A 23956-nucleotide genomic window follows, 5' to 3' on the forward strand; every position below is an offset into this window, starting at 1 on the left:
CGGTGACAGCGCGTCAGAGAATCTCAAGGGGATTTGGCATGAAGAAGATTCTCACCTCGCTGGCGCTGCTTGGCCTTGTGGCCGCGGGCATCGGGGCCGCAGGCACTGGAGCCAGCGCCCAGGAAGAGGCGCACAATGAGGCGGCGCCGACGCATTTCCCGATACACGAACCGAAGGAAATGGACTGGAGCTTCGCCGGGCCATTCGGCACCTACGACAAGGCCCAGCTGCAGCGCGGGCTGAAGGTCTACAAGGAAGTCTGCTCGGCCTGCCATTCGATGAATTTGGTGGCGTTCCGTACGCTGGAAGGCCTTGGCTATTCGGACGCGCAGATCAAGACGCTGGCGGCCGAATATACGATCCATGACGGCCCGAACGATGCCGGCGACATGTTCGACCGTCCCGGCAAGCCGTCCGACCATTTCCCGGCACCATTCCCTAATGTCGAAGCGGCAGCGGCGGCAAATGGCGGCGCTGCGCCGCCCGACATGTCATTGTTGGCCAAGGCGCGCGGCGTCGAACGCGGCTTCCCGCGCTTCGTCTTCGATATCTTTACCCAGTATGCCCAGGGCGGCCCCGACTACATCCACTCGCTGCTGACCGGCTACGACCAGCAGCCGCCGGCGGGCATGGTCATACCGGAAGGCACGCACTACAATCCGTACTTCCTGTCCGGCGTGTCGCTGAAGATGCCGAAGCCGCTCTCCGACGGCCAGGTTACCTATGATGACGGCGCGCCGCAGACGGTCGACCAGTATTCGCGCGACGTGTCGGCCTTCCTGATGTGGGCGGCCGAGCCACACCTCGAGGATCGCAAGAAGACCGGCTTTCGCGTACTGGTCTTCCTGTTGCTGTTCGGTGCGCTGGTCTACCTGACCAAGCGCAAGGTGTGGGCCGGCGTGCTGCACTGAACCCTGCGATATACGAGAATGCGAGGGCGTCGAAAGGCGCCCTTTTCATTGCAGGCATGTCGATTCATCGCTGCCGGCGCAGAGCAGGCCCTTTGCCGGACAATTTTCCGTCAGGCGTCACATGGCGGTAGCCGGACTTAGCTGCACCGGGTTACGATTGGCCAATTCCCTTCACGTCTTCAGCCGAATCTGAATGGCCCGGAGAGCCGCCTGATGAAGTCCTCGCTCGAAGAGACGCTGCTTGCCGCGATCCGCACCATTCCGGATTATCCTAAGCCGGGCATCCTGTTTCGCGACATCACCACGCTGCTCGGCAATGCGCGGGCCTTCCGCCGCGCCATCGACGAACTGGTGCATCCCTATGCCGGCCTCAAGATCGAGAAGATCGCCGGCATCGAGGCGCGCGGCTTCATCCTCGGCGGCGCCATCGCCCACCAGCTCTCGGCCGGCTTCGTGCCGATCCGCAAGAAGGGCAAGCTGCCTTACGAGACGGTGCGCGTCGCCTACAGCCTGGAATACGGGCTGGACGAGATGGAGATGCACAAGGACGGTGTTTCTCCGGGCGAGAGGGTAATCCTCGTCGACGATTTGATCGCCACCGGCGGCACGGCCGAGGCGGCCGTCAAGCTATTGCGGCAGATCGGCGCCGATATCGTCGCCGCCTGCTTTGTCATCGACCTGCCGGACCTTGGCGGCCGAGAGAGGTTAGAGGCGCTCGGCGTACCGGTGAGGACGCTGATCGGGTTTGAGGGGCATTGAGCGTTTCTTCCTTCTCCCGTTCTGTGGAAGAAGGGAAGAACTCCGCTCACCCCACCTTCACCAGCACGGCACTTTCGAATTCGATGACCTTGTCGCCCGTCGAATCGAAAGCTTCCGAGCGAAGCGTCAGCAGCCGCCAGCCCGGTCGCGAGGCAATGGGGCGATGGGCCAGCGCGGTGCGGGCGAAAGTCACGGTTTCCCCGGCATAGACAGGTTTGGGCCATTTGAGGTTCTTGAAGCCGGGCGAGGGGCCGAATTCCGGCACCGGCCCAGGGCCGGGCCAGCGGGCGACCTCTGCCTCCATGCCAGCCTCGAGGTTCAGTTTCATCCAGGTGGCGGCGGTGTGCCAGCCCGAGGCACAGAGCCCGCCGAATATGCTGTTCCTCGCCGCCTCTTCGTCGATATGGAATATCTGCGGGTCGTATTTGCGGGCGAACGCCTTGATCGCCTCCGGTTCGAATCGATGCGAACCGAGCGTGACGGTGATACCGATGCAGAAGAATTCGTCGAGGCTCACGCACTGCCCTCGCGGGTGAGGAACATGACGGTGTTTTCGAGCTCGAAAACATCTTCGCCGCGCTGGTTGAACAACTCGCTGCGCATGGTAACCAGGCCAAGCCGGGGCTTCGATCTGGATAAACGCTTGGCAAGGACGGTGGTGCTGCCGCTCAACAGGTCGCCGGCCAGGACTGGCCGTTTCCATTTGACCTGGTCGACGCCTGGCGCGCCCTGCGAGGTCGAGTCAAGCAGGAAGGCATCGCACAGCATGCGCATGAACATGGCGCAGGTGTGCCAGCCCGAAGCCGCCAGCCCGCCGAGGATGCTGGCCTTGCCCGCGGCCTCGTCGAGATGCATCGGCTGGGCGTCGAACTCGCCGGCGAATTCGATGATTTCGGCGGCACTTACCAGCTTGGTGCCGAGATCGAGCGAAGCGCCCTCGACAAAATCCTCATAAGCCCAGGTCTTTGCGGTCATGATGGAAATCCGGTTCATGATTGTACGATCGCGGGTCCGGGTCCCGGATGCAGGCAGGGCGGCATTTGGTCAAGCAATTTCTACTGCGCCAGTCCGCTGCGCCCAAGCCGCAGCGGAGCTATTGATGACCCTACAGCCAGCCGCGGCGGCGGAAATACCAGAAGGGCAGGATTGCCGAAAGCACCATCATGCCGATGGCGAAGGGATACCCAAAGTGCCATTTGAGCTCGGGGATGACGTCGAAATTCATGCCGTAGATCGAAGCGACAAGCGTCGGCGGCAGGAAGATGACAGCGGCGACGGAGAAGATCTTGATGATGGCGTTCTGCTCGATCGAGATCATGCCGAGCGTCGCGTCGAGCAGGAAGCTGATCTTCTGTGACAGGAACGTGGCGTGGTCGGCGAGCGACAGCACGTCGCGCGACAAGGTCTTGATGCGGGCGCGGGTATCCTTGCTCATCCTGGTCTGCGTGGAGGCATGGGCGAGGAAGCCGGCAAGGCGCTGCAGCGAGATCAGGCTGTCGCGGATCGAGGAGGCGAGGTCCTCCTTGCGGCCAATGCCTTTCAACAGCTCCTGGAAGTCGCGGTTGCGCTTGGAAACCTTGGTCGAGCGTGCCTCGAAGATGTCGCGCGAGATCACCTCGACGTCGCGGCCGGCGCGCTCCAGAATGTCGGCGAGGCGGTCGACGATCGCCTCCAGCAGTCCGATCAGGATGGTGTCGCCGCTGGTGCAGCCGGTCGCCACCTTCTCGGCGCGCAGCGGAAAGGTCTTGAACGCCTTCGGTTCGTGGTACCGCACGGTGATCAGCCTGCTGCCGGCGAGCACGAAGGTAACCGGCGACATCAACGGATCGTCAACCTCGGTCTGGGCAGGCAGAATGGCGGTCATGAAGTAGGCGCCGTCCTCGACGTAGAGACGGCTCGAGATCTCGATCTCTTCCATCTCTTCGCGGGTCGGAACGGCGATGCCGAGCCAGGTCTCGATTGTCGTCTCTTCTTCCTTTGTCGGGTTGAAGAGGTCGACCCAGACGACAGTGTCGCTGTTTTGCAGGAGATCGTCGACCAGGCGCAGGCGATCATTGTCGACGACGAAGGCCTTGATCATCGCCGGGTCTCCCTTGCTGTTGCCAAAGAGCGTTCGTTTGGAGGGGGCGCGTCAGTCGGGTCGCACGGACACGGGCAGGTGAGGCGCGAGGCCGGTGCAGAGGCCCCTTAGACCCCGCACGACGGCCCGTCAAGCAGCGCAAGAGGCACTGCGACATCGAGCGACGGCAATGGTCGCCACTGGGCTCCCTCGCCGGGTCAGGTGTTGAACTTGAACAGCATGATGTCACCGTCCTGGACGACATACTCCTTGCCTTCGTCGCGCGCCTTGCCGGCCTCCTTGGCCGCCACTTCGCCGCCCAGCCTGACGAAGTCGTCATAGGCGATGGTCTGGGCGCGGATGAAGCCGCGCTCGAAATCGGTGTGGATGACGCCTGCCGCCTGCGGCGCCTTGGCACCCTTGTGAACGGTCCAGGCGCGTGTCTCCTTCGGCCCGACGGTAAAATAGGTAATGAGCTGCAGCAGCTCGTAGCCGGCGCGGATGACCTTGTTCAGGCCCGGCTCGTCGAGCCCAAGCGAGGAGAGGAATTCCATCTCCTCTTCGTCCGAGAGCTGGGCGACCTCGGCTTCGATCGCCGCTGAAATCACGACGGTGCGGGCGCCTTGCGCGGCGGCCATCTTCTCGACCGCCCTGGTATGCGCGTTGCCGGTAGCGGCATCGGCTTCCGCGACGTTGCAGACATAGAGCACGGGGTGAGACGTCAACAGGTTCAGCCCCTGCAGGATGCGCAGGTCCTCGGCCGAGATGCCGTTGAGCAGGATACGGGCGGGCTTGCCGTCCTGCAGCAGTTCAAGCGCCGCTTCCATCATCGGAAGTACGGTCGCTGCTTCCTTGTCCTTGCCGGCGGCACGCTTGCGGATCTGCACGATGCGGCGCTCGAGGCTGTCGAGGTCGGCAAGCATCAATTCGGTCTCGACGGTCTCGGCATCGGCGACAGGATCGATGCGGCCCTCGACATGGGTGATGTCGTCATCCTCGAAGCAGCGCAGCACATGGACGATGGCGTCGACCTCACGGATGTTGGCGAGGAATTGGTTGCCAAGCCCTTCGCCTTTCGAGGCGCCACGCACCAGGCCGGCAATGTCGACGAACGAGATGCGGGTTGGGATGATCTCCTTCGACTTGCCGATCGCGGCGATCTTCTGCAGGCGCGGGTCGGGCACCGCCACCTCGCCGGTATTCGGTTCGATGGTGCAGAACGGATAATTGGCGGCCTGCGCCGCCGCCGTCCTGGTCAACGCATTGAAGAGCGTCGACTTGCCGACATTGGGCAAGCCAACGATGCCGCATTTGAAACCCATTTTGTCTGGTCCTATCGGGAAATCGAAATTTGATCAGGGCTATGGGCGAAAGCGCCGATGATCGTCAAGGCGCAATTCAATTCAGACGCTGCGCGATGTCATCGGTGCCTATCGCCAACGAACGAACGCCGGACGTGCTCAGTATTTGCAGGAGATGCCAGAACGCGTCGACCTCGGCGGTTCCGAAATCAATGGTCAGTTGCCCGTCGAGCAATTGCACACTGTGAATGATGTTTCCGACGGTCTCCGATGTTTCACGCTCGCCATCGATATCGAACCAGCCGCGAAACCATTCGTCGAAGAGATCGCCGTCGAGCTCATTTACGGGGAATTTGAAATGAACCTCGTCCCACTTGAACGGTGAGACGAGGACATCCACTCCACCAATCCCGGCGTGAATATCCGGAGAGAATTTCACATAGGTTTCGCTGTTGATGAATTGCGGATTTGGCTGTCCGTCATTGCCGACGAAATCAATCGCGATGAGATTTCGATAGAACGAATCGACATTCGAAAACTTGATCTCGGTTGCATGCGACCCTTGGCTGTTGCGAGCAAGTTCGCCGGCAGCAGCGACGAAATAATCAACATACTTCTGTCTGATGAGGCGGACCAATTCCTGAACGTCATCCAGATCCATGGCTCAGTCCTTGCCGCCAAAAAGCTTCTTCAGCATGGCCGCCATCGGGCCGGTTTCGGGCAGCTTGGCCGCCGGCTGCTGTGGCCGCGCCTGGCGGACGTGGCTTTGCGCCTTTGGCGCCTTGGGCGGCGGGCGATCGTCGTCGCCCGTCGGCGTGAGCTTGTCGCGCAGGGCCAGCGTCACGCGGTTCATGAACGAATTGTCATCGCCCTTGGCAAGCAATCCGGCACCGTCGGCGATTGCGTCGAGCAGCACGTCCAGCCATTCGCGGTCTGCCTTGGCGAAATCGCCGAGCACATGGCCATGCACCATTTCCTTCACGCCGGGGTGGCCGACGCCGATGCGCACACGGCGAAAATCCTTGCCGACGTGCTGGTCGAGCGAGCGGATACCGTTGTGGCCGCCGGAACCGCCACCGACCTTGACCCGCACCTTGCCGGCGGCAAGGTCGATCTCGTCATAGAAGACAGTCAGCGCCGAAGGGCCGAGCTTGTAGAAGCGCAAGGCTTCGCCGATCGACTGGCCGGACAGGTTCATGAAGGTCTGCGGCTTGATCAGGATCACCTTTTCGCCGGCAAGCGTGCCTTCGGCGATCAGACCCTGGAATTTCTTCGACCAGGGCGAAAAGGAATGGCGGCGGGCGATCGCGTCCGCCGCCATGAAGCCGACATTGTGCCGGTTGTTGGCGTATTTCGCGCCCGGATTGCCGAGGCCTGCAAAGACAAGCATCGTCGCCTCCGGGCGGGAAGGAGTTACTTCTCTTCGGCGGCAGGAGCCGCTTCGGGCGCAGCCGCTTCAGTCGTCTCTTCCGCGGCCTCCGGCTTCATCGCCGAGGAGCCGGCAATGGTCGCGATGGTGAAGTCGCGGTCGGAGATCACCGGCTTGACGCCGACCGGCAAGGTGACGGCCGAAATGTGGATCGAATCGCCGATATCCGTGCCGGTGAGATCGATGGTGATGAAATCCGGGATCGCATTGGCCGGGCAGTGGAACTCGACCTCGTGGCGCACGATGTTGAGCACGCCGCCGCGCTTGATGCCGGGCGACTTGTCTTCATTGATGAAGTGCACGGGCACATCGACGTTGACTTCGGTATCCTTGCCGATGCGCAGGAAATCGACATGGACAGGGAAATCCTTGACCGGGTCGAGCTGGAAATCCTTGGGCAGAACCTGGATCTTGTTGCCGTCGACATCGATCGTGGCGACCGTGGTCAGAAACCCGCCGCCATGGATCTTGTAGTAGATGTCCTTGTAGGTCAGCGCAATCGCCAGGGGAGGCTGCTTGTCGCCGTAAATCACTGCAGGCACTTTACCGTTGCGGCGAACTGCACGGGCGGACCCCTTACCGACCTGTTCGCGCGCTTCGGCCTTGAGCTCGTAAGTATCGTGGCTCATGGCATTTCCTTTCGCGTTGTTCTGGAGCGTTCGCGGCCGGCAAAGTGCCGGGGCCGTAAACGTCGAAAGCCACCGGGCCTGCATATCCGAAAGCCGGCAGCCGCATAAGCAAGCGGACCTTTGTTCGGGATCACAAGGGAAGGCAGCCTTCCGCCGCGTTGCCTCCAAGGGTGTCTACGCGGGTGGCGGCTCTATAGCCGAAGGCGGGAAAGGGTGCAAGTCATGACTGGCAGTCATGGCAGGCAGGTCTACAAGGGTTTGCCCCATGGCATGGCGACCACCCATGCCGATGCCATCAACGCCGACCTGCTGGCCTTCTTCAGGGCGTAAGGCCTTTCAGAACGTAACAAAAAACACCCGCCATCTGGCGGGTGTTCTTGTGTCAGGTTGTGCCGATGTCAGGCGATGCTCAAGCCGCCATCGATCAGCATTTCCGCACCGACCATGAACGGGCATTCGTCCGAAGCAAGAAAGACCACTGCGTTGGCAATTTCCTCGGCGGTTCCGAAACGACGGGCAGGCACCAGGCCGACCACAGTTTTCGCGCGCGCCTTCGCCGCTTCGGGGTCCAGCCCAAGTTTATCGTTGAGCGGCGTGTCGATCGGACCCGGGCTGATCACATTGGCGCGAATACCGCGTTCTATCAGTTCGCCCGAGAGCGTCCGGGCGAGCGAAATCATGCCGGCCTTGGCCAGCGCATAGACGTGCGTTCCAGCCATTCCCATATGTGCGTTGACCGAGCCGCTGAGGATGATCGAGGACGGGTTCGAAAACAGCGGAACGAGCGCCTTGACCAGGAAATACGGCCCCTTGAGGTCGACATCGATGCTCCTGTCAAACGCGGCCTCGGTCCAGTCGCCAAGCGGGCGCAGGTCGGCGATACCGGCATTGAGGAAGAGAGCGTCGAGCTTGCCGAAGGTTTCCTCGATCCGCCGCGCTATGTCGTTCTGGGCAGCAGCATCTCCGGCGTCGGCGGCAATGACAAGCACATCACTGCCGAGGATGGTGCGCGCCTCCTCGAGACGGCTCGCATTGGTTCCGGTGATAGCGACGCGCGCACCTTCCTCGATGAAACGTCGCGCCGTCACCAGGCCGATGCCGCTGGTGCCGCCGGTAATCAATGCGGCCTTGCCTTTTAGTCTGGACATCAGCGAATTGCCTTTCCTGGCGCGGAGCGCTGCGAAGCATCAGGGCTGAGCCCGGTATGTTCAACTTGAAGGCGTTGCTGACCAAAATTTTGCCTTCAGGGGTGGACCCTCTCTAACAGGCTTTTCACCCCGCGTGTGGTGAAAGAATCATCGAGGGCGCGGCAACTGCCGCGCCCTCGTATCAATTCCGAAAGATGAACTGATTAGCTGGCCGCCGCCTCCACCTTCCTCGCTTCCTTCATGTTAGGCAGGAGGACCGTCAGTAGCCCGAGTAGCGGCAAATACGAGCAGACCTGGAAGACGAAATCGATGCCTTTCATGTCGGCGACGACGCCAAGCACGGCGGCGGCGATGCCGCCCATGCCGAAGGCGAAGCCGAAAAAGATGCCGGCGATCATGCCGACCCGGCCGGGCACCAGTTCCTGGGCGAAGACGACGATATTCGAGAAGGCCGAGGACAGGATCAGGCCGATCAGCACGGTGAGAACCATCGTCCACTCGAAATTGGCGTAGGGCAAGGCCAGGGTGAAGGGCAGCACGCCGACGATCGAGAACCAGATCATCGCCTTCTGCCCGTAGCGGTCGCCGAACGGGCCGCCGAGCAGGATGCCAAGGGCCGAGGCGCCGAGGAACAGGAACAGCATGACCTGCGACATCTGCACCGAAACGCCGAATTTATGGATGGCATAGAAGGTGTAGTAGCTGGACAGGCTGGCGATGTAGGCGTTCTTCGTCAGCACCAGCAAGGTAAGCACCAGCAGCGCGCCCATCACCTTGCGGCGGGGGAAGGGCGAGACGAAGCCTGCCGCCTTGCGGGTGCTCTGCGCGGCACGCAGGCGGCTGTACCAGCCGCCGACCTGCCACAGCACGACGATGCCGACCAGCGAGCCGCCTGCGAACCACGCAATACTGGTCTGGCCGAAAGGCACGACGATGAAGGCTGCCAGCAGCGGCCCCATCGCCTGGCCGAAATTGCCACCGACCTGGAACAGCGACTGCGCAAGACCGAACCTGCCGCCGGAAGCGAAGCGGGCGATGCGCGAGGATTCCGGGTGGAAGATTGCCGAGCCGATGCCGATCAGCGAGGCGCCGATCAGGAGCAGCGAATAATGTCCGGCATAGGCCAGCACGACCAGGCCGATCAGCGAAGAGGCCATGCCGTATGGCAACGAATAAGGCATCGGCCGCTTGTCGGTGATCATGCCGATCACCGGCTGCAGCAAGGATGCCGTCACCTGGAAGGTGAAAGTCAAAAGGCCGATCTGCCAGAAATCGAGGCCGTAATTGTCCTTCAGCAGCGGATAGATCGCCGACAGCAACGACTGCATGATGTCGTTGATGCAGTGGCAGAAGCTCACCGCCAGGATGACGGTGAAGGCCGTCGCCTGAGCTGAAATGTGGCTGGCCGCTGCCGGCTTGGCGTCGGCGGTTGCTGTGGTATCGGTCAAGGCAGGCTCCGTGGTCTTTTGGCGGGCGCTCCCGCAGGCGGTCTTATGGGCCGGCTGCCTTATACGTTGCTTGTCACGCGACTTCTTTCGTGGTTTGGTCCAATAGTTTCGCAAGTGGGCCATAGCTGATGCCGCATGGCAGGGAAATGTTCAGAGCGGGCGATACCGATCTCGGGCTGTTGCATGAGCGTCGCTGGCAATGGCTGGAGCAGGCCGTCGGGCCGGCGGTGGCGCTGCCGACCGAATATCCGGACGGCTATCACGTGCCACGGCACCATCATAGCCGCAGCCAGTTGCTGCACGCGCTGGTCGGTGTCGTGCTGGTGACGACGCGGCATGGGCGCTGGATGGTGCCCCCCGACCACGCCATGTGGATCCCCGCCGGCACCGAACATTCCGTCGAGATGCTGGGCGACGTCAGCATGCGGTCCGTCTATGTGATGCCGGAGGCCATTCCGGGCCTGCCTGACGGGTTGCGCGTCGTCGGCATCACCGACCTGATGCACAGTCTGATCGTGGAATCGGAAAAGCTGCCGCAAGGCGCCGAGTTGGAGGGGCGGGGTGGGCTGATCATGAAGCTCCTGCTGCACGAAATCCCGAACCTGCCGGAACGGCCGCTCGGCCTTCCGTTCCCGTCCGATGCAAGGCTGGCGGCGCTGTGCCGGCGCTTCGTCTCGGCACCATCACCGCATGCGACGATCGATGAATGGGCCGCTATCGTCGGCATGAGCCGCCGCTCTTTCACCCGCGCGTTCCACCGCCAGACCGGATTGTCGCTGTCGACCTGGCGTCAGCAGGCCTGCCTGTTCGCGGCGTTGCCACGGCTGGCCGACGGCGAGCCGATCACGAGGGTGGCGCTCGATCTCGGCTATGACAGCGTGCCGGCGTTCATCACCATGTTCAAGCGCATGCTGGGAGCCTCGCCACGCGGTTATATGCAGGGCGCCCGTGATGCTGGCGAAGGTGTGCGACGAATAAGCGGTCCAGCTCGGCCTGAGTCGCAGCCCTAAAGGGCGTCGCGTTCGGCCGGCCTCATGCGCCGCGCTTTGGGTTCTTGTTTTTATGCATTTCGTTATCGCAAAACCGCTGCACAGTTTTGCGCGACACGCATTAATCGAACAGGCTCGACACCGATTCCTCGGTCGCCGTGCGCGAGATCGCCTCGCCCATCAGTTCGGCGATGGAGATGACGCGGATATTGGTGGCGTCGAGCACTGCCTGGGTCGGCTGGATGGAATCGGTAATGACCAATTCCTGCAGTTTCGAGGCGCCGATGCGGGCGATGGCACCGCCGGACAAAACGCCATGGGTAGTATAGGCGGTGACACTGGTGGCGCCGTCGGCAAGCAGCGCATCGGCCGCATTGCACAGCGTGCCGCCCGAATCGATGATGTCGTCGATCAACAGGCAATCCTTGCCGCGCACGTCACCGATGACGTTCATGACTTCCGATTCGCCGGGGCGCTCGCGGCGCTTGTCGACGATGGCAAGTTGGGCGTCGATGCGCTTGGCGAGCGCGCGGGCGCGGACCACGCCGCCGACATCCGGCGACACCACCATGACATTGGCAAGCTGCTTGTATTTTGCCTTTACGTCGCGGGCCATGACCGGCACGGAAAACAGATTGTCGGTCGGGATGTCGAAGAAGCCTTGAATCTGGCCGGCATGGAGATCCAGGGTCAGCACCCGGTCGACGCCCGCCCTGGTGATCATGTTGGCGACCAGCTTGGCCGAGATCGGTGTGCGGCCGGAGGCGCGGCGGTCCTGCCTGGCATAGCCGAAATAAGGAATAACCGCAGTGATGCGCTTGGCCGAGGAGCGCATGAAGGCGTCGATCATGATGAGCAGTTCCATCAGATGATCGTTGGTCGGGAACGAGGTGGATTGCAGGATGAAGACGTCCTCGCCGCGCACGTTCTCCTGGATCTCGACGAAGATTTCCTGGTCGGCGAAGCGCCTGACACTGGCCTTGCCCAGCGGAATGTTGAGGTAGCGGGCGACTGATTCGGCCAGCACCCTGTTGGAATTGCCCGCGAAGAGCTTCATGCACCGTTCCTGGCGAAGGATTGAGAGACTCCGATAGCACTCCAGCCTCTTAGTCGGGCTTTTAGCGGCCCGCGCCGGTATTGCAAGCGTCGTGAATGGGAATCCGCCGGCTAATCTCAATAAACGCTTACGGCTTGAGCATGCGGCGATAGAGCCAGTTCCATGCCGGCGGAATCGGGCTGGCGCTATCTTTGTGTTTGAGCATGATCTTTCCGAAAACCGGATTCCACTTTTCGGAATCATGCTCCAGGTCAGCCGGCGCCGCCGCCAAGCCAGGTGGCGAACTGGTCGATTGTCTGGTCGGCAATTGCCTGCATGGTCGCCGGCGCGACCGCCGCCCAGCCTTCGCCGCCGCCGACGGAGGGCGCCTTCTGCTGGCCATTGATGCGATGCAGCCGGTTGCCGGCCGGGTCATAGATGTCCCAGACGTAGATGACGGTGGTGTCCTTGCCTTCCGTCATGGTCGAGAAATAGCCCTTGAGCACATGCGTTGGGGTCTGGTCGGTGCTGCCGGCCAACGTGATGCCGCGCTGCCTGGCGCGTGTCTGAAGCTCGGCAGTCAGCGGTGTCGCGGCTTCTACCGAGGCGCCGACGATCGGCGCCACCTGCAGCCGGGTCCGCGCAATGGCAGCCGCGCTTTTGGCGGGCGGCACGGCCGCTGCAGCGGAAGGCTGCGCTGTACCTGCAGTTTGCGCGGTGCCGGCAGGCTGAGCCGGGGTCGCGGGGGGCGTTGCGGCACCTCCGGCTCCGGAGAGCGATTGCGTCGACTGCGGGGCAATGGCCGAGGGTTCGAGAACGTCCTTCGCATTGGTGCAGGCCGCCAGTGCCAGCGCCACGAGCAATGACACGGTCGTCACATGCGATCGTCTCATTAGCCTGAAAACTCCTTGGCGACGAACGCCCCTCACACTCTCTCCATTATGGATTCACTGCACGATCAAGTCGAGATCATGGCGGGACAGCGGCCTCGGCTGGGATTCGGTCGTCAGATAGGTGCGGCCAAGCGTCATCGCGGTTTCGGTTTCGGAGTCCATGATGATCATATGGGCGAACAGCGTCATGTTCGGCGCAATCGCTTCGGGATTACCCTGATAGAACATCGGCATATCCATCCAGGACGGGGTGAAGCGGGCGCCGAGCGAATAGCCGCAGGCATTGAGCCGGTGCTTGGTCAAATTGTGGGCTTCGAGGGTGCGGGCATGGGCGTCGAACACGTCGCCGAACGTATTACCGGGCGTCATCGCCTTCTCGACTGCAAGTAGCGCGGCGCGGGCGGCATCGAACAATTCCTGGTGGCGTTTCGATACCTTGCCGGTCAACACCGTGCGCATCATTGCCGCATGGTAGTGGTGGAAGACACCGGCCCATTCGAGCGTCAGCTGGTCGTTCTTGGTGAGCTTGCGGCGACCGGCCTTGTAGCGGCAAAGCAGGGCGTCGACTCCGGAGCCGATGATGAACTCGTTGGCCGGATAATCGCCGCCGCCGGCAAAGATCGCACCTTGCATGGCGGCCAGGATCAGCGCCTCATCGCCGCCCTGCTTGATCAGCGGCAGTGCTGCGTCCAGCGCGTCGTCGGCCAGATTTGCGGCTTTTTCCGCCTTGGCGATTTCTGCCGGGCTCTTGAACAGCCGTAGCCGGCTGACAATGCCAGAGGCATCCGCGATCTGCCCGAAGGTCTGCAACTGCTCGTCGAGGCGCCGGCCATTATAGGCTGTCAGGCCGTGGGTGTCGTATTCGACGCCGATCCGGGCGCCGAGCAGGTCAAGCTCGTTGAGCAGATTGCGCAGGTCTACCGCCGGATTGGCGCCGTTGCGGTCCGTCCACAAAACGATATTGTCGATGATCGAGGTGTGGCGCGCCTGGCGCAAGTCGGCCGAACGCGTCAGCAGCACCATCGAGCCGTCGGCCTTGACCACCAGGCACTGGAAAAAGCAGAAGCCGAAGGTGTCGTAGCCGGTTAGCCAATACATGCTTTCCTGGGCAAACAGCAGGACGGCGTCGAGCTTCTTTTCGGCGATCTCGATCATCAGTCGATCGCGCCGCGCGTCGAATTCCGAGCGTTCGAAATGCAGCGCCATCAGTCAGCCTCCAAAACGATTGCCGAAACCTGCCGCCCGTAGTCGGGCTCGTTGCGATGCGTGCTGCGCCGATAGGAGTAGAAAAGCTCTTCCTCGGCATAGGTGCAGCGGCCAAGTCCTTCAGCGTTGACGCCAGCCTTGGTCAGTCGGTCGACCGTGTAGCGGTTGAGATCGAACATCGCGTGTCCGGCATTTGCGGAGGGCGCGAAATAGCGAGCATTGCCGGCATCGGCGTCGACGAAACGGGCGACGAATTCCGGTCCGACCTCGTAATTCCGTGGGCCGATGGAAGGACCGAGCACTGCGACGATGCGGTCGCGCCGGGCGCCGAGGCTTTCCATTGCCGCGATGGTGTTTTCCAGCACTCCGGTGAAAGCGCCTTTCCAGCCGGCATGGGCGGCGCCGATAATGCGCGCCTCGGCGTCGGCGAAGAGGACCGGTCCGCAATCGGCGGTCGAGGCACCGACGGCAATGCCCGGCCGGTCGGTGACGATGGCGTCGGCCTTGGGCCGCTCGCCGGCAAAAACCTCCCTGGCAATGGCGACGTCCGGCGAATGAACCTGGTGAGCGGTCAGCAGATGGTTTGCAGGCACGCCCATCCATTCGGCGACCCGGCGGCGATTCTCGCGCACCAGCGTCTGGTCATCGCTCGAGCCGGTGCCGATGTTGAGGCCCCGGTAGATGCCGCTGGAAATGCCGCCGACGCGTGTGAAGTAGCCGTGGCGGATGCCTTGCGCCGTTTCCAGCAAGGGCGACCGAACGGGATCCGGTTTGGTCTGATTCAGCATGGCGGCTTTGTTGTCCGTATGGACGATTTCGTCAAGCGAGTTGAAGACCGGCGAGTTGAAAACGGGTGAGTTGAAGACCGGCGAGTTGAAAACGGGTGAGTTGAAGACCGGCGAGTTGAAGACGGGCGCAGTTGAAGGCTGGTCAGTTAAGGCTGGCGCCGTTGATGTCGGGCGCTAGCCGGAGATGGGAGAGTGGGAGAGGCGGCAGCGAAAAGTCAATCCGTGCTTGGAAACGGCGGAACGGCAATGCCGGCGGGGAGGACGGCAAGCACCTTGAAGAGTTCGCCCATGGCCAGCGGGCCGGCGAGGCGCTCGACGTCGGCCGCTATCTTTTCGCGAGCTGCCTCATCCGCATTGGCGCCGAGCCGGCCAGCCCGTTCGAGAAGCCCCATCTTGAGCAGGAATTCACCTTGCGTTGAGAGGTGGGCATCGAGGCCGTGTGCCCGAACGGTTGCCGCGAGGGCAGCGAAATCGACATGGGCGGTGAGATCGGCCTGCCCCGGATTGGCCAGCACGTCCTCATGACCGTGCTTGCGCAAGGCCTGCAAGGTGTCGCCGATCCCGGGCTGGAAGTGACCGTAGTCGAGAAACAGGCCGGCGCCGCCAAATCCGGCAAGTCGCCCGGCGATGGCCGCCATCAGGGCGGCGCGGTCTGGCGCCACCTCGACGATGGCACCTTGCGGCGCATTCTCGGCACCCTCCGGCAGGAGCATCGGGTCGAGCGAGCCGGCGCCGACGAAAAAGCGCAGCCGGTTCGCATCGTCGAGACCGATCATCCGTTCGCGCCAGCCGGCTCCAGCGCGGACGAACTGGCGGATGGGCACCGCGTCAAACAGCTCGTTACCAACAATCAGAAGCTGCCCCTGCGGTAGTGTATCGATGCTCTCATGCCAGGCGATGCTGACCGACGTCCCGGCAAGCGTCCGTTTCTGGATCTCAGTCAACCGCGGACTGGTCTCGATCAAGGCGAACGATGCGCTGGCGGTAAGCGCTGGATCGAGCCGCGAAAGCGTGCGCAGCATATCTCTCATCAGCGTGCCGCGGCCGGGGCCTATTTCGGCGATGGCGACCGGCGTCGGCCGGCCGATTGCCAGCCACGCCTGGTAGAGCCAGACGGCGACCAGCTCGCCGAACATCTGGCTGATCTCCGGCGCGGTGACGAAGTCGCCGGCGGCGCCGAACGGCTCGCGTGTCGTGTAATAGCCATCCTGTGGATCGAACAGGCAGAGCGCCATGTATTCGCTGATGGGGATCGGGCCCACCGCACCGATCAGCTCGGCGATGCGGGTCTTCAGCCGCGTCATGCCAGCTGCGATTTTGTCACCGGCTTGGCTGTAGCCATCGCCCCGATGCCGGCCAGCACCATCGGCAGTGACAGCACCATTCCCATAGTCAGCCAGCTCGTGCCAAGGAGGTAGCCGAGCTGCTGGTCGGGCTCGCGAAAGAATTCGACGAAGATGCGCGAGGCGCCATAGCCGGCGATGAAGGCGCCGCCGACGAAGCGCGGCGTCTTCAGCTTGAGCCGCGAATGGGTGAGGAAGCGCAGGACAAGGAACAACACCAGCCCTTCGAGCAGCGCCTCGTAGATCTGGCTTGGATGGCGTGCAAATGGGCCGCCATTGGGGAATTCGAATGCCCACGGAACGTCGGTCGGCCGGCCCCATAGTTCGGAATTGATGAAGTTTGCCAGGCGAACGAGGCCAAGCCCCACCGGCACGCCGGCGGCAACCACGTCGAACAGCGACCATGTGCGGATGCCGCGAGACCGGGAAAACAGCGTCATTGCGAGAATGACGCCGAGCAGGCCGCCATGAAACGACATGCCGCCCTGCCAGACGGCGACGATATCGAGCGGATTGGCAATGTAGCGCGGCAGGTCGTAGAACAGCACGTAGCCGGTGCGTCCGCCGAGCACCACACCAATGGCTGCCCAGACGATGAAGTCGTCGAGGTCGACGGGCTTCATCGGCAGGGCGCCGTCGGGCCAGAGTTTCGGGTTGGTGACGAGGCGCTTGGCATACCACCAGGCGAACAGAATGCCGACGATGTAGCCGACGCCGTACCAATGCACCGCCAGTGGTCCGATCCTGACGATGACCGGGTCGATGTTGGGAAAGGGCAGGGCGGCCAGCGGCAGCAAATATTCGCTCAACAGGGTCTCCGGGTTCCAATCAGGTTCGGGCGCGGACCATGCGGCAGGCTTTTGACAGGGTCAAGGCAAGCGTATGCTTGCATTCCGCATCGTGCGCCACTACGTCAATTCCACCAAGCGAGGATTTGCCATGGCGAACGGACCGAACCGCATTCTCGATGAATTCGCCAAGTTGATGACCGACGCAGCCGGTGCCGCGCAAGGCGTGCGGCGCGAGGTGGAGACCGCCTTCAGGGGTCAGGCCGAGCGCATACTCAACTCCATGGACGTGGTGCAGCGCGAGGAATTCGAGGCCGCTCGCGACATGGCGGCGAAGGCCAGGGAAGAAAACACCCGCCTCGCCGCTCGCATCGAGGCGCTCGAGGCCAGGCTTGCCGAATTGACCGGTCAAGCAGCGCCTGCGGCTGCGGCAAAGCCGCGTGCAAAAAAATAACAAGAAATAAATCATTAAACTTTTCCACAAAGCCGGATCGCAAAAAGCGCTTTGTCGTGAATCGCTTACCGGTACTGCGTGAATCTTTGTGACAGTGGCTTTCCACATGCGAATGACGCAGTGCGAAAAATTTGGCTGGTCACGCGACTCCCGATCAATAGACTGAATTTGTTGCATGATTCGGAGCAGGGTCATGCGCCGGGCGGTGGGGTCCGGTCCGGGGTCTTTGCGTTGACGAAGTCCTGGCCGTCCGAGTTCTAGGCAGAATTGTTCGAGTGTGCCTCTCCCGCGGAGCGTGTGGTGGCGCTCCCAGAACGACAGGAAGCATTTCATGGAACTTCTCGAACTCGAATTCTCCCGCGAAATCCATCCGGTGGATGTTATCGAGCAGGTGGCGCACAACAACGACTGGTCCTTCGAACGGGCCGGCGACGACGAGATCTCGATTTCGGTTGCCGGAAGCTGGACCGACTACCACGTTTCATTCTCCTGGATGGAGGACTACGAGGCGCTGCACCTGGCCTGCGCCTTCGACATCAAGGTGCCTGAGGCGCGCGCGCTCGAGGTGATGCGGCTGCTTTCGCTGATCAACGAGCAGATGCTGTTTGGCCATTTCGACCTCTGGGAGCAGGAAGGCGCCATCATGTTCCGCCAGTCGCTGCTGCTGGCCGGTGGGGTCGAGCCGTCGAGCCAGCAGGTCGAGGTGCTGCTGTCGTCGGCGCTGGAAGCCTGCGAATGCTATTTCCAGGCGTTCCAGTTCGTCGTCTGGTCAGGCACTTCGGCCAAGGATGCGCTGGCCGGCGTGCTGTTCGAAACCTACGGAAACGCCTGACCGACGATGAGTTCGAGCAACGCGCGAAAACCCGAGATCAGCTTTGCCGATTTCGACCGCATCGACATCCGCGCCGGCACGATCGTCGAGGCCGAGCCTTTTCCCGAGGCGCGCAAGCCGGCGATCAAGTTGAAAATCGACTTTGGTCCCGTGATCGGGGTGAAGAAATCCTCGGCCCAGATCACGAAATACTATACGCCCGAAACCTTGATCGGCCGGCAGGTGTTCGCTGTGGTCAATTTCCCGCCTCGCCAGATCGGGCCATTCATGTCGGAAGTGCTGGCGCTCGGCTTTCCCGACGAAGAGGGCGCCGTCGTCCTCGGCGCGATCGAGCGCAGGGTGCCGGACGGCGGCAGATTGTTTTAACTGCGCTTTTGCTCAGGCGGCCAGTTTACGCGTGGTACCGAGCGCTTCTTCGACCGTTTCCATGAACATTTCCGCGCAGGCCTTCCAGCTGTAGCGCATCGCGCGTTGCCGCGCCTCGGCGCGGTCGACGTGAAGGGCCGCGAGCGCTGCTTGCCGCAGGTCGTCCGATACCGCACCGCCGATGCCGTCACCCACAATATCGATCGGACCGGTGACTGGATAGGCTGCGACCGGCGTGCCGCTGGCCAGCGCCTCTATGATGACGTTGCCGAATGTGTCGGTGCGGCTGGGGAAGACGAAAACATCGGCCGAAGCGTAGATCTCGGCCAGTTCGTCGTTCGGGCGATGGCCGAGGAAATGGGCATGGGGATATCTGGCCTTCAGCTTCGCCAATTCCGGCCCTTCGCCTACGACCACCTTGCTGCCCGGCAGGTCGAGGTCGAGGAAGGCCGGCAGGTTCTTTTCGATCGCGACGCGGCCGACGCAGAGGAAGATCGGTCCGGGAAATCCCAGGTCTTTTCTTTTGTCCGGCCGAAAATGATCAGTGTCGACGCCGCGCGTCCACGGCCGGAGCTTCGTGAAGCCGCGCGCCGCAAGATCGTCGGCAAGCGACTGTGTGGCGACCAGCGTGCCCTGCCCGGAATTGTGGAAATCGCGCAGCCAGCGATAGGCCCATGCTTCAGGCACCGGCAGGCGCGCGCTCAGATATTCCGGAAAACGTGTGTGATAGCTGGTCGTGAACGGGCGGCCGGCGTTGCGGCAGTAGCGCCGGGCCATAATGCCGAGCGGTCCTTCGGTGACGATATGGATGTGGTCCACCTTGCGTGCCTCGATCAGCTGCGCCACGCGGTGCGGCGTCGTCAGCGCCAGCCTGATATCGGGATAGGTCGGCAGAGGCAGGGTGCGAAAGATGTTCGGCGTCAGGAAGTCCGTCTCGACATCGAAGGATTTCAGGGTCTCCGAGAGACGCTCCAGCGTGTGGACGACGCCGTTGACTTGCGGGCGCCAGGCGTCGGTGACCATCAGGATGCGCATGGCGGTCCCTTGGCGGAGAGCTTGATTGCCTTGCCGCGATACCTGAACGGCGACCACGCCGCAGCTCTGGCCTCGCACCGGCGCACCCGGGCCGGCGCGGGGTCGAAATGAGGCCGCAGGGCCGAATCAATCAGAATCGCGCGCTTCATTGGCGCTCTTCACCATGGTTTCGTGACGGGCCGATGAAGGCCGGGTCTCGCTGCCGTCAAGCCGGGACCTTGATCACCGCCCGAAGGCCGCCGAGCGGGCTGCGTTCGAGGGCGATGTCGCCGCCATGGCTGCGGGCAATGTCGCGTGCGATGGAGAGGCCAAGGCCGGTGCCGCTGGCGTCCAGGTTGCGGGCCTCGTCCAGCCGCACGAAAGGCTTGAATACATCCTCCCGCTTTTCGGGCGGAATGCCCGGGCCGTCATCGTCGATGGTGACGAGCAGCGAACCGCGACCATGACTGGCATTGATCTCCACCGTCTTGGCATAGCGGAATGCATTGCCGACGACGTTGGACAGCAGCCGGGCAAAGGCATTGGGGCGCACATGCACATGCGGATCGCCGACAAGCACGGTCGATAGCTTGCGCTTGCGCAGCGCGGCTTCCTCGCGAAGCTTGTCGAAGAAGGCTTCGAGATCGAACTGACCGGCGTCTTCCGACGCTTCGCCGCGTGCAAAGGCAAGGTAGCCTTCCAGCATCGACTGCATGTCGTCGATGTCCTGGTCGAGTGCCTGGGTATCGGCCGCCTTGGTCCCGGCAAGCGCCAATTGTAGCTTGAAGCGGGTGAGGATGGTCCTCAGATCGTGGCTGACGCCGCTCAGCATGGCGGTACGCTGCTCGAGCTGGCGTTCGATGCGTTCGCGCATCTGGATGAAGGCAAAGCCGGCGCGGCGGACTTCCTCAGCTCCGCGCGGGCGAAAATCGCGCGGCATCGGCCGGCCTTTGCCGAAACTCTCGGCCGCCTCGGCCAGCGTCAGAATCGGCCGGATCTGGTTGCGCAGGAAGGGAATGGCGATCATCAGCAGCACCAGCGAGGTGCCAACCATCCAGATCAGGAAAATATGGGTGTTCGATGCATAGGCCTGGCTGCGGCGCACGAAGACGCGCAGCACCTTGTTCTCGAGCTGGACGCGGACCTCGACGATATTGGAATTGCCGACGGTATCGATCCAGAACGGACGGTTGATCTGGCGGGTGATCTCGGACGAAAGGATCTCGTCGAGAATCGAGAAGAACGGCTTTGGCCCGGGTGGCGGCAGCGGGTCGGGTGGCAGGAGGTCGACCTTCAGCTGCATGCGATCCTGGGCGATGCGAATGACGTTGGCGTAATCAGCGTCGTGCGGATAGGTCTCTATCAGGTCGATAATGGCGGCGATGTCGCGCACCGTGGCCTGCGACAGGCGCTGCGTCACGGTCTGCCAGTGGCGCTCCATGAAAACAAAGGCGACGACCGACTGCAGCATGATCATCGGCGCGATGACGATGATCAGCGAGCGGGCATAGAGCCGCTTCGGCATGTAAAGCGACACGAGGCGCCAGAAACGGTTCCAAGCGCGCGGCACGGCCTTGAGCGCCCGCGTCGCGCGAGCGCTCAAGCCGCCATCTCCCGGCCGTTCGAGTTGCGTGGTCGCCATTCGTCTTTTCGCTCACCGGCGGCCCGGCAAAGGACCGCTGTCGGCGGCATTCTATTCCACGCTGAGCCGATACCCAATACCGCGCACTGTCTGCAGCCACACCGGATTGGACGGATCGCGTTCGATCTTGCGGCGCAGCCGGTTGATCTGGACGTCGATCGTGCGCTCGCCGACCTCGGACTCGTCGCCGACAAGCTCATGCCGCGGTATCGTCTCGCCGGCACGCGCTGCGAAGATCGCCAGGATCTCCTGCTCGCGGTCGGTCAGCTTGAGCGCCTCGCCGCCGCGCTTCAGCTCACGCCTGGCGATCTGGAACGTATAGGGGCCGAAGACCAGCTGTTCGACCTTGGGCGTCGTCGCGGGACCGCCGCGGCGCAGGATATTGTTGATGCGCAGGATCAGTTCGCGCGGGTCGAACGGTTTAGGCAGATAGTCGTCGGCGCCGGCCTCGAGCCCGGTGATCCGGCTGTCGGTTTCGGACAGTGCGGTGAGCATCAGGATCGGCACGTTTTTCTCCGCCCGCAGCGCCTTGGTGAGATCGACGCCGCTTTCACCCGGCATCATGACGTCGAGCACGATCAGATCGAAGTCGAGGCCGGCGAGCTTGCGCCGCGCCTCTCCGGAATTTCCGGCGACGGTAACGCGAAAGCCGTTTTCGGTCAGATACTGTTTCAGAAGATTGCGGATACGGGTGTCGTCATCGACCACAAGCAGATGCGGCGCATCGTCTTCCGGTGCTGTCGGATGATCAACCCTCTCAATGGTCTCCATGGCTTTTCCCTGACATCTTTGCGGGCACAATGTCGATCTGCGCCCTTAGTTCCGGATTGACCATCGCTTCCAGGAACCGTTCGATAACGGCGCGTTCGGTGGCTCCGGAATCTTCCAATGCAGCATGGATGCGGCGCGACTGTGGCCGCGCCAGCGCCAGCGCCAGCGCACGGCCCTTGGCCGTCGGGTAGAGTTCGCGCTGGCGGCGGTCGCGAGGGCCCTGCAATTGCACGATATGGTCGGTGTCGATCAGTTGCTTGAGCACGCGCGCCAGGCTCTGCTTGGTGATCTTGAGCACGTCGAGGAGTTCGGCGACCGTCAGACCGGGCCGGCGATTGACGAAATGCAGCACCCGGTGATGGGCACGGCCAAAACCGTAATCGGCCAGGATCTGGTCCGGATCGGAGGTAAAGTCGCGATAGGCGAAGAAGAACAGCTCGATGATGGCGAAATCGATGCCGTCCTCGTCGGTGATCGCCGTCCTGATCGGCTCTGCGGCTGCGTGGCTCGTCATCTTCTCTCCGTGTGAAGCAGGAAATTATGTCAGCACTATTGACGTATTTTCCGCGTGATGGTAATTTTTGGCAAGCTTTTCGGCGGATTGCGAACGAAAAGGCAAGCGAAGCCGTTTTTTCCGGAACTTCCTGAGTTTGCCAGACCTTAAATATCCGCCTACGCTTTAGGACAATGGCGGCCTGCAGCGGCCGAAACGAAACACGCAACGACACAATGATGTGCGGGCTGCCGCCCGCGGGAGGTTACCATGGCATCCGTTCCCTTCGACCAACTGGACGGCTTTATCTGGATGAACGGCGAATTCGTCAAATGGGCCGACGCCAAGATCCACGTCTTGACCCACGGGCTGCACTACGCCAGCGCGGTATTCGAGGGCGAGCGCGCCTATGGCGGCGAAATTTTCAAGCTGACCGACCACACCGAACGCCTGCATGAATCGGCGCGCCTGCTTGGCTTCAAGATACCCTACTCGGTCGCCGAGATCGACGACGCCTGCCGTACGCTGTTGAAGAAGCAAGGTTTCCAGGACGCCTATGTCCGGCCGATCGCATGGCGCGGCAGTGAACAGATGGGCGTTTCCGCACAGAACAGCCGGATCAACTGCGCCATCGCAATCTGGCAGTGGCCGAGCTATTTCGACCCGGCGCAGAAGCTCAAGGGCATCCGCCTCGACATGGCCGAATGGCGCCGCCCCGACCCGCGCACCGCACCGTCGAAATCAAAGGCGGCCGGCCTCTACATGATCTGCACCATGTCCAAGCATGCCGCCGAGGCCAAGGGCTATGCCGACGCCATGATGCTCGACTGGCGTGGCCAGGTGGCGGAAGCGACAGGTGCCAACATCTTCTTCGTCAAGGACGGCAAGATCCATACGCCCAAACCCGATTGCTTCCTCGACGGCATCACCCGCCGCACGGTCATCGGCCTTGCCAAGGACCGTGGTTTGGAGGTGATCGAGCGCGCCATCATGCCGGAAGAGCTTGAAGGCTTCCAGCAGTGCTTCCTCACCGGGACGGCAGCCGAGGTGACGCCGGTTTCGGAGATCGGTCCCTACCGATTCGAGGTCGGCGATATCGCCAAGACATTGATGAACGACTATTCTGCGGCGGTTCAACCCAACCACGCGATTGCAGCAGAATAACGAAAGTCACAGGTTTTTTATCAAGTAGGGGCGGTTTTCGGGCCGCCCCTTTTATTTAAGCGTTTGCGCATTTGACTTTCATTCAATTCGGCGTCTCATGATAGCGTCGGCCTGGGAGGCTGGCGGCTATGGAGGGACTGGAAATATGGATATGAACACGCTTCTTCCGATCATTATTCAGGTGATTACGGGCATCATCGGTGGTCAGGCGGTGGGTGCGGCTATCAAGACTGCGGCGATGGGGCAGCTTACCAAAATCCTGGGCGGCGCTGTCGGCGGCGTCGGCGGTGCGGCCATCCTCAACAGTCTGCTGGGTGGCTCGGTCGATCCGGCAGCAGCCGCCACGGCGGCAGGGGCCGGCAGCGCGTTGAACATTTCAAATATCGTTGGCGGTGCCGGCGGTGGCGCCATCCTGACCGGCATCATCGGTGCGGTCATGAACGCGATGAAGAAATAAGCTTCGACGTTTCAGGTTTTCAAATGGGCGGCTTCA

28 protein-coding genes and 1 pseudogene are annotated in these 23956 nt (G+C 62.3%); 10 read left to right on the forward strand and 19 right to left on the reverse strand.

Annotated features, from left to right (window positions below; translation table 11 throughout):
* The first annotated feature begins 38 nt into the window (after window positions 1–38).
* Both AC0L2Y_RS20390 and AC0L2Y_RS20395 read left to right on the forward strand, forming a co-directional pair.
* Complete coding sequence (locus tag AC0L2Y_RS20390; protein ID WP_473559006.1) at window positions 39–911, forward strand: cytochrome c1; 873 nt, start codon at window positions 39–41, stop codon at window positions 909–911.
* Window positions 912–1124: 213 nt separating this feature from the next.
* Entirely contained in the window at window positions 1125–1670 is a 546-nt protein-coding gene (locus tag AC0L2Y_RS20395; RefSeq protein WP_473559007.1) for an adenine phosphoribosyltransferase, read from the forward strand.
* 46 nt (window positions 1671–1716) lie between these two features.
* Here the strand turns inward: AC0L2Y_RS20395 and AC0L2Y_RS20400 are convergent, their stop codons facing one another.
* From AC0L2Y_RS20400 to AC0L2Y_RS20430, 7 genes are all read right to left on the reverse strand, one after another.
* Complete coding sequence (locus AC0L2Y_RS20400) at window positions 1717–2187, reverse strand: MaoC family dehydratase (RefSeq protein ID WP_473559008.1); 471 nt, start codon at window positions 2185–2187, stop codon at window positions 1717–1719.
* On the reverse strand, window positions 2184–2645 hold the full coding sequence (locus AC0L2Y_RS20405; protein WP_473559010.1) for a MaoC family dehydratase: 462 nt from the start codon (window positions 2643–2645) through the stop codon (window positions 2184–2186). The genes AC0L2Y_RS20400 and AC0L2Y_RS20405 overlap by 4 nt, the downstream gene beginning before the upstream one ends.
* Before the next feature lie 130 nt (window positions 2646–2775).
* Window positions 2776–3750: a magnesium/cobalt transporter CorA gene (corA, locus tag AC0L2Y_RS20410; RefSeq protein WP_473559011.1), complete on the reverse strand. Its 975-nt coding sequence runs from the start codon at window positions 3748–3750 to the stop codon at window positions 2776–2778.
* A gap of 197 nt (window positions 3751–3947) precedes the next feature.
* Window positions 3948–5051, reverse strand: a complete 1104-nt coding sequence (ychF, locus tag AC0L2Y_RS20415) for a redox-regulated ATPase YchF (protein ID WP_473559013.1) — start codon at window positions 5049–5051, stop codon at window positions 3948–3950.
* A gap of 76 nt (window positions 5052–5127) precedes the next feature.
* A complete protein-coding gene (locus AC0L2Y_RS20420; protein WP_473559015.1) occupies window positions 5128–5691 on the reverse strand; it encodes a hypothetical protein in 564 nt (187 codons plus the stop codon).
* A gap of 3 nt (window positions 5692–5694) precedes the next feature.
* On the reverse strand, window positions 5695–6420 hold the full coding sequence (pth, locus tag AC0L2Y_RS20425) for an aminoacyl-tRNA hydrolase (protein ID WP_473559017.1): 726 nt from the start codon (window positions 6418–6420) through the stop codon (window positions 5695–5697).
* 23 nt (window positions 6421–6443) lie between these two features.
* Window positions 6444–7088 carry a 50S ribosomal protein L25/general stress protein Ctc gene (locus AC0L2Y_RS20430; protein WP_473559019.1) on the reverse strand — a complete coding sequence of 215 codons (645 nt, stop codon included), beginning with the start codon at window positions 7086–7088 and terminating at the stop codon, window positions 6444–6446.
* A 243-nt stretch (window positions 7089–7331) separates the two neighbouring features.
* Here AC0L2Y_RS20430 and AC0L2Y_RS20435 point away from each other — a divergent pair.
* Window positions 7332–7418, forward strand: a pseudogene (locus tag AC0L2Y_RS20435) (alpha/beta fold hydrolase); the annotation flags it as partial.
* A gap of 68 nt (window positions 7419–7486) precedes the next feature.
* On the opposite strand, the gene AC0L2Y_RS20440 reads toward AC0L2Y_RS20435, so the two are convergent.
* Both AC0L2Y_RS20440 and AC0L2Y_RS20445 read right to left on the reverse strand, forming a co-directional pair.
* Window positions 7487–8236, reverse strand: a complete 750-nt coding sequence (locus AC0L2Y_RS20440) for an SDR family oxidoreductase (RefSeq protein WP_473559020.1) — start codon at window positions 8234–8236, stop codon at window positions 7487–7489.
* A 203-nt stretch (window positions 8237–8439) separates the two neighbouring features.
* The gene (locus tag AC0L2Y_RS20445) at window positions 8440–9684 is read right to left on the reverse strand and encodes an MFS transporter (RefSeq protein ID WP_473559022.1); all 1245 of its coding nucleotides are present in this window, start codon (window positions 9682–9684) and stop codon (window positions 8440–8442) included.
* A gap of 128 nt (window positions 9685–9812) precedes the next feature.
* Between AC0L2Y_RS20445 and AC0L2Y_RS20450 the strand changes: the two genes are divergently transcribed.
* Window positions 9813–10694, forward strand: a complete 882-nt coding sequence (locus tag AC0L2Y_RS20450) for an AraC family transcriptional regulator (protein ID WP_473559024.1) — start codon at window positions 9813–9815, stop codon at window positions 10692–10694.
* Window positions 10695–10794: 100 nt separating this feature from the next.
* Here the strand turns inward: AC0L2Y_RS20450 and AC0L2Y_RS20455 are convergent, their stop codons facing one another.
* The 4 genes from AC0L2Y_RS20455 to pgeF all read right to left on the reverse strand — a co-directional run bounded on the left by AC0L2Y_RS20455 (window position 10795) and on the right by pgeF (window position 14596).
* Complete coding sequence (locus tag AC0L2Y_RS20455) at window positions 10795–11730, reverse strand: ribose-phosphate pyrophosphokinase (protein WP_352489004.1); 936 nt, start codon at window positions 11728–11730, stop codon at window positions 10795–10797.
* Between the two features lie 251 nt (window positions 11731–11981).
* Entirely contained in the window at window positions 11982–12602 is a 621-nt protein-coding gene (locus AC0L2Y_RS20460) for a hypothetical protein (protein WP_473559026.1), read from the reverse strand.
* Between the two features lie 54 nt (window positions 12603–12656).
* Window positions 12657–13808, reverse strand: a complete 1152-nt coding sequence (locus tag AC0L2Y_RS20465; protein ID WP_473559027.1) for a M24 family metallopeptidase — start codon at window positions 13806–13808, stop codon at window positions 12657–12659.
* The gene (gene pgeF / locus AC0L2Y_RS20470) at window positions 13808–14596 is read right to left on the reverse strand and encodes a peptidoglycan editing factor PgeF (RefSeq protein ID WP_473559028.1); all 789 of its coding nucleotides are present in this window, start codon (window positions 14594–14596) and stop codon (window positions 13808–13810) included. Before pgeF ends, AC0L2Y_RS20465 begins: the two co-directional genes overlap by 1 nt.
* Here pgeF and AC0L2Y_RS20475 point away from each other — a divergent pair.
* On the forward strand, window positions 14595–14774 hold the full coding sequence (locus AC0L2Y_RS20475; RefSeq protein ID WP_473559029.1) for a hypothetical protein: 180 nt from the start codon (window positions 14595–14597) through the stop codon (window positions 14772–14774). The genes pgeF and AC0L2Y_RS20475 overlap by 2 nt on opposite strands.
* 37 nt (window positions 14775–14811) lie before the next feature.
* Here AC0L2Y_RS20475 and AC0L2Y_RS20480 read toward each other — a convergent pair whose 3' ends face one another.
* Both AC0L2Y_RS20480 and lgt read right to left on the reverse strand, forming a co-directional pair.
* A complete protein-coding gene (locus AC0L2Y_RS20480) occupies window positions 14812–15900 on the reverse strand; it encodes a class I SAM-dependent methyltransferase (protein WP_473559030.1) in 1089 nt (362 codons plus the stop codon).
* Window positions 15897–16748: a prolipoprotein diacylglyceryl transferase gene (gene lgt, locus AC0L2Y_RS20485; RefSeq protein WP_473559031.1), complete on the reverse strand. Its 852-nt coding sequence runs from the start codon at window positions 16746–16748 to the stop codon at window positions 15897–15899. Before lgt ends, AC0L2Y_RS20480 begins: the two co-directional genes overlap by 4 nt.
* A gap of 130 nt (window positions 16749–16878) precedes the next feature.
* Between lgt and AC0L2Y_RS20490 the strand changes: the two genes are divergently transcribed.
* The 3 genes from AC0L2Y_RS20490 to AC0L2Y_RS20500 all read left to right on the forward strand — a co-directional run bounded on the left by AC0L2Y_RS20490 (window position 16879) and on the right by AC0L2Y_RS20500 (window position 18379).
* Complete coding sequence (locus tag AC0L2Y_RS20490; RefSeq protein ID WP_352489138.1) at window positions 16879–17181, forward strand: accessory factor UbiK family protein; 303 nt, start codon at window positions 16879–16881, stop codon at window positions 17179–17181.
* Window positions 17182–17512: 331 nt separating this feature from the next.
* The gene (locus tag AC0L2Y_RS20495) at window positions 17513–18013 is read left to right on the forward strand and encodes a type III secretion system chaperone family protein (protein ID WP_023678420.1); all 501 of its coding nucleotides are present in this window, start codon (window positions 17513–17515) and stop codon (window positions 18011–18013) included.
* A 6-nt stretch (window positions 18014–18019) separates the two neighbouring features.
* Window positions 18020–18379 carry a tRNA-binding protein gene (locus AC0L2Y_RS20500; protein ID WP_352489009.1) on the forward strand — a complete coding sequence of 120 codons (360 nt, stop codon included), beginning with the start codon at window positions 18020–18022 and terminating at the stop codon, window positions 18377–18379.
* A gap of 12 nt (window positions 18380–18391) precedes the next feature.
* Here AC0L2Y_RS20500 and AC0L2Y_RS20505 read toward each other — a convergent pair whose 3' ends face one another.
* From AC0L2Y_RS20505 to AC0L2Y_RS20520, 4 genes are all read right to left on the reverse strand, one after another.
* Window positions 18392–19414, reverse strand: a complete 1023-nt coding sequence (locus AC0L2Y_RS20505) for a glycosyltransferase family 4 protein (protein ID WP_473559033.1) — start codon at window positions 19412–19414, stop codon at window positions 18392–18394.
* A 205-nt stretch (window positions 19415–19619) separates the two neighbouring features.
* A complete protein-coding gene (locus AC0L2Y_RS20510) occupies window positions 19620–21035 on the reverse strand; it encodes an ATP-binding protein (RefSeq protein WP_352489011.1) in 1416 nt (471 codons plus the stop codon).
* A 51-nt stretch (window positions 21036–21086) separates the two neighbouring features.
* Entirely contained in the window at window positions 21087–21806 is a 720-nt protein-coding gene (locus AC0L2Y_RS20515; protein WP_023678415.1) for a response regulator, read from the reverse strand.
* Entirely contained in the window at window positions 21793–22320 is a 528-nt protein-coding gene (locus AC0L2Y_RS20520) for a MarR family winged helix-turn-helix transcriptional regulator (RefSeq protein ID WP_023719182.1), read from the reverse strand. Before AC0L2Y_RS20520 ends, AC0L2Y_RS20515 begins: the two co-directional genes overlap by 14 nt.
* Window positions 22321–22569: 249 nt before the next feature.
* Between AC0L2Y_RS20520 and AC0L2Y_RS20525 the strand changes: the two genes are divergently transcribed.
* Both AC0L2Y_RS20525 and AC0L2Y_RS20530 read left to right on the forward strand, forming a co-directional pair.
* A complete protein-coding gene (locus AC0L2Y_RS20525) occupies window positions 22570–23463 on the forward strand; it encodes a branched-chain amino acid aminotransferase (RefSeq protein WP_352489012.1) in 894 nt (297 codons plus the stop codon).
* 145 nt (window positions 23464–23608) lie between these two features.
* A complete protein-coding gene (locus AC0L2Y_RS20530) occupies window positions 23609–23920 on the forward strand; it encodes a hypothetical protein (RefSeq protein WP_352450492.1) in 312 nt (103 codons plus the stop codon).
* The last annotated feature ends 36 nt before the right edge of the window (window positions 23921–23956 follow it).

This window comes from Mesorhizobium sp. WSM4830 (assembly GCF_055811495.1).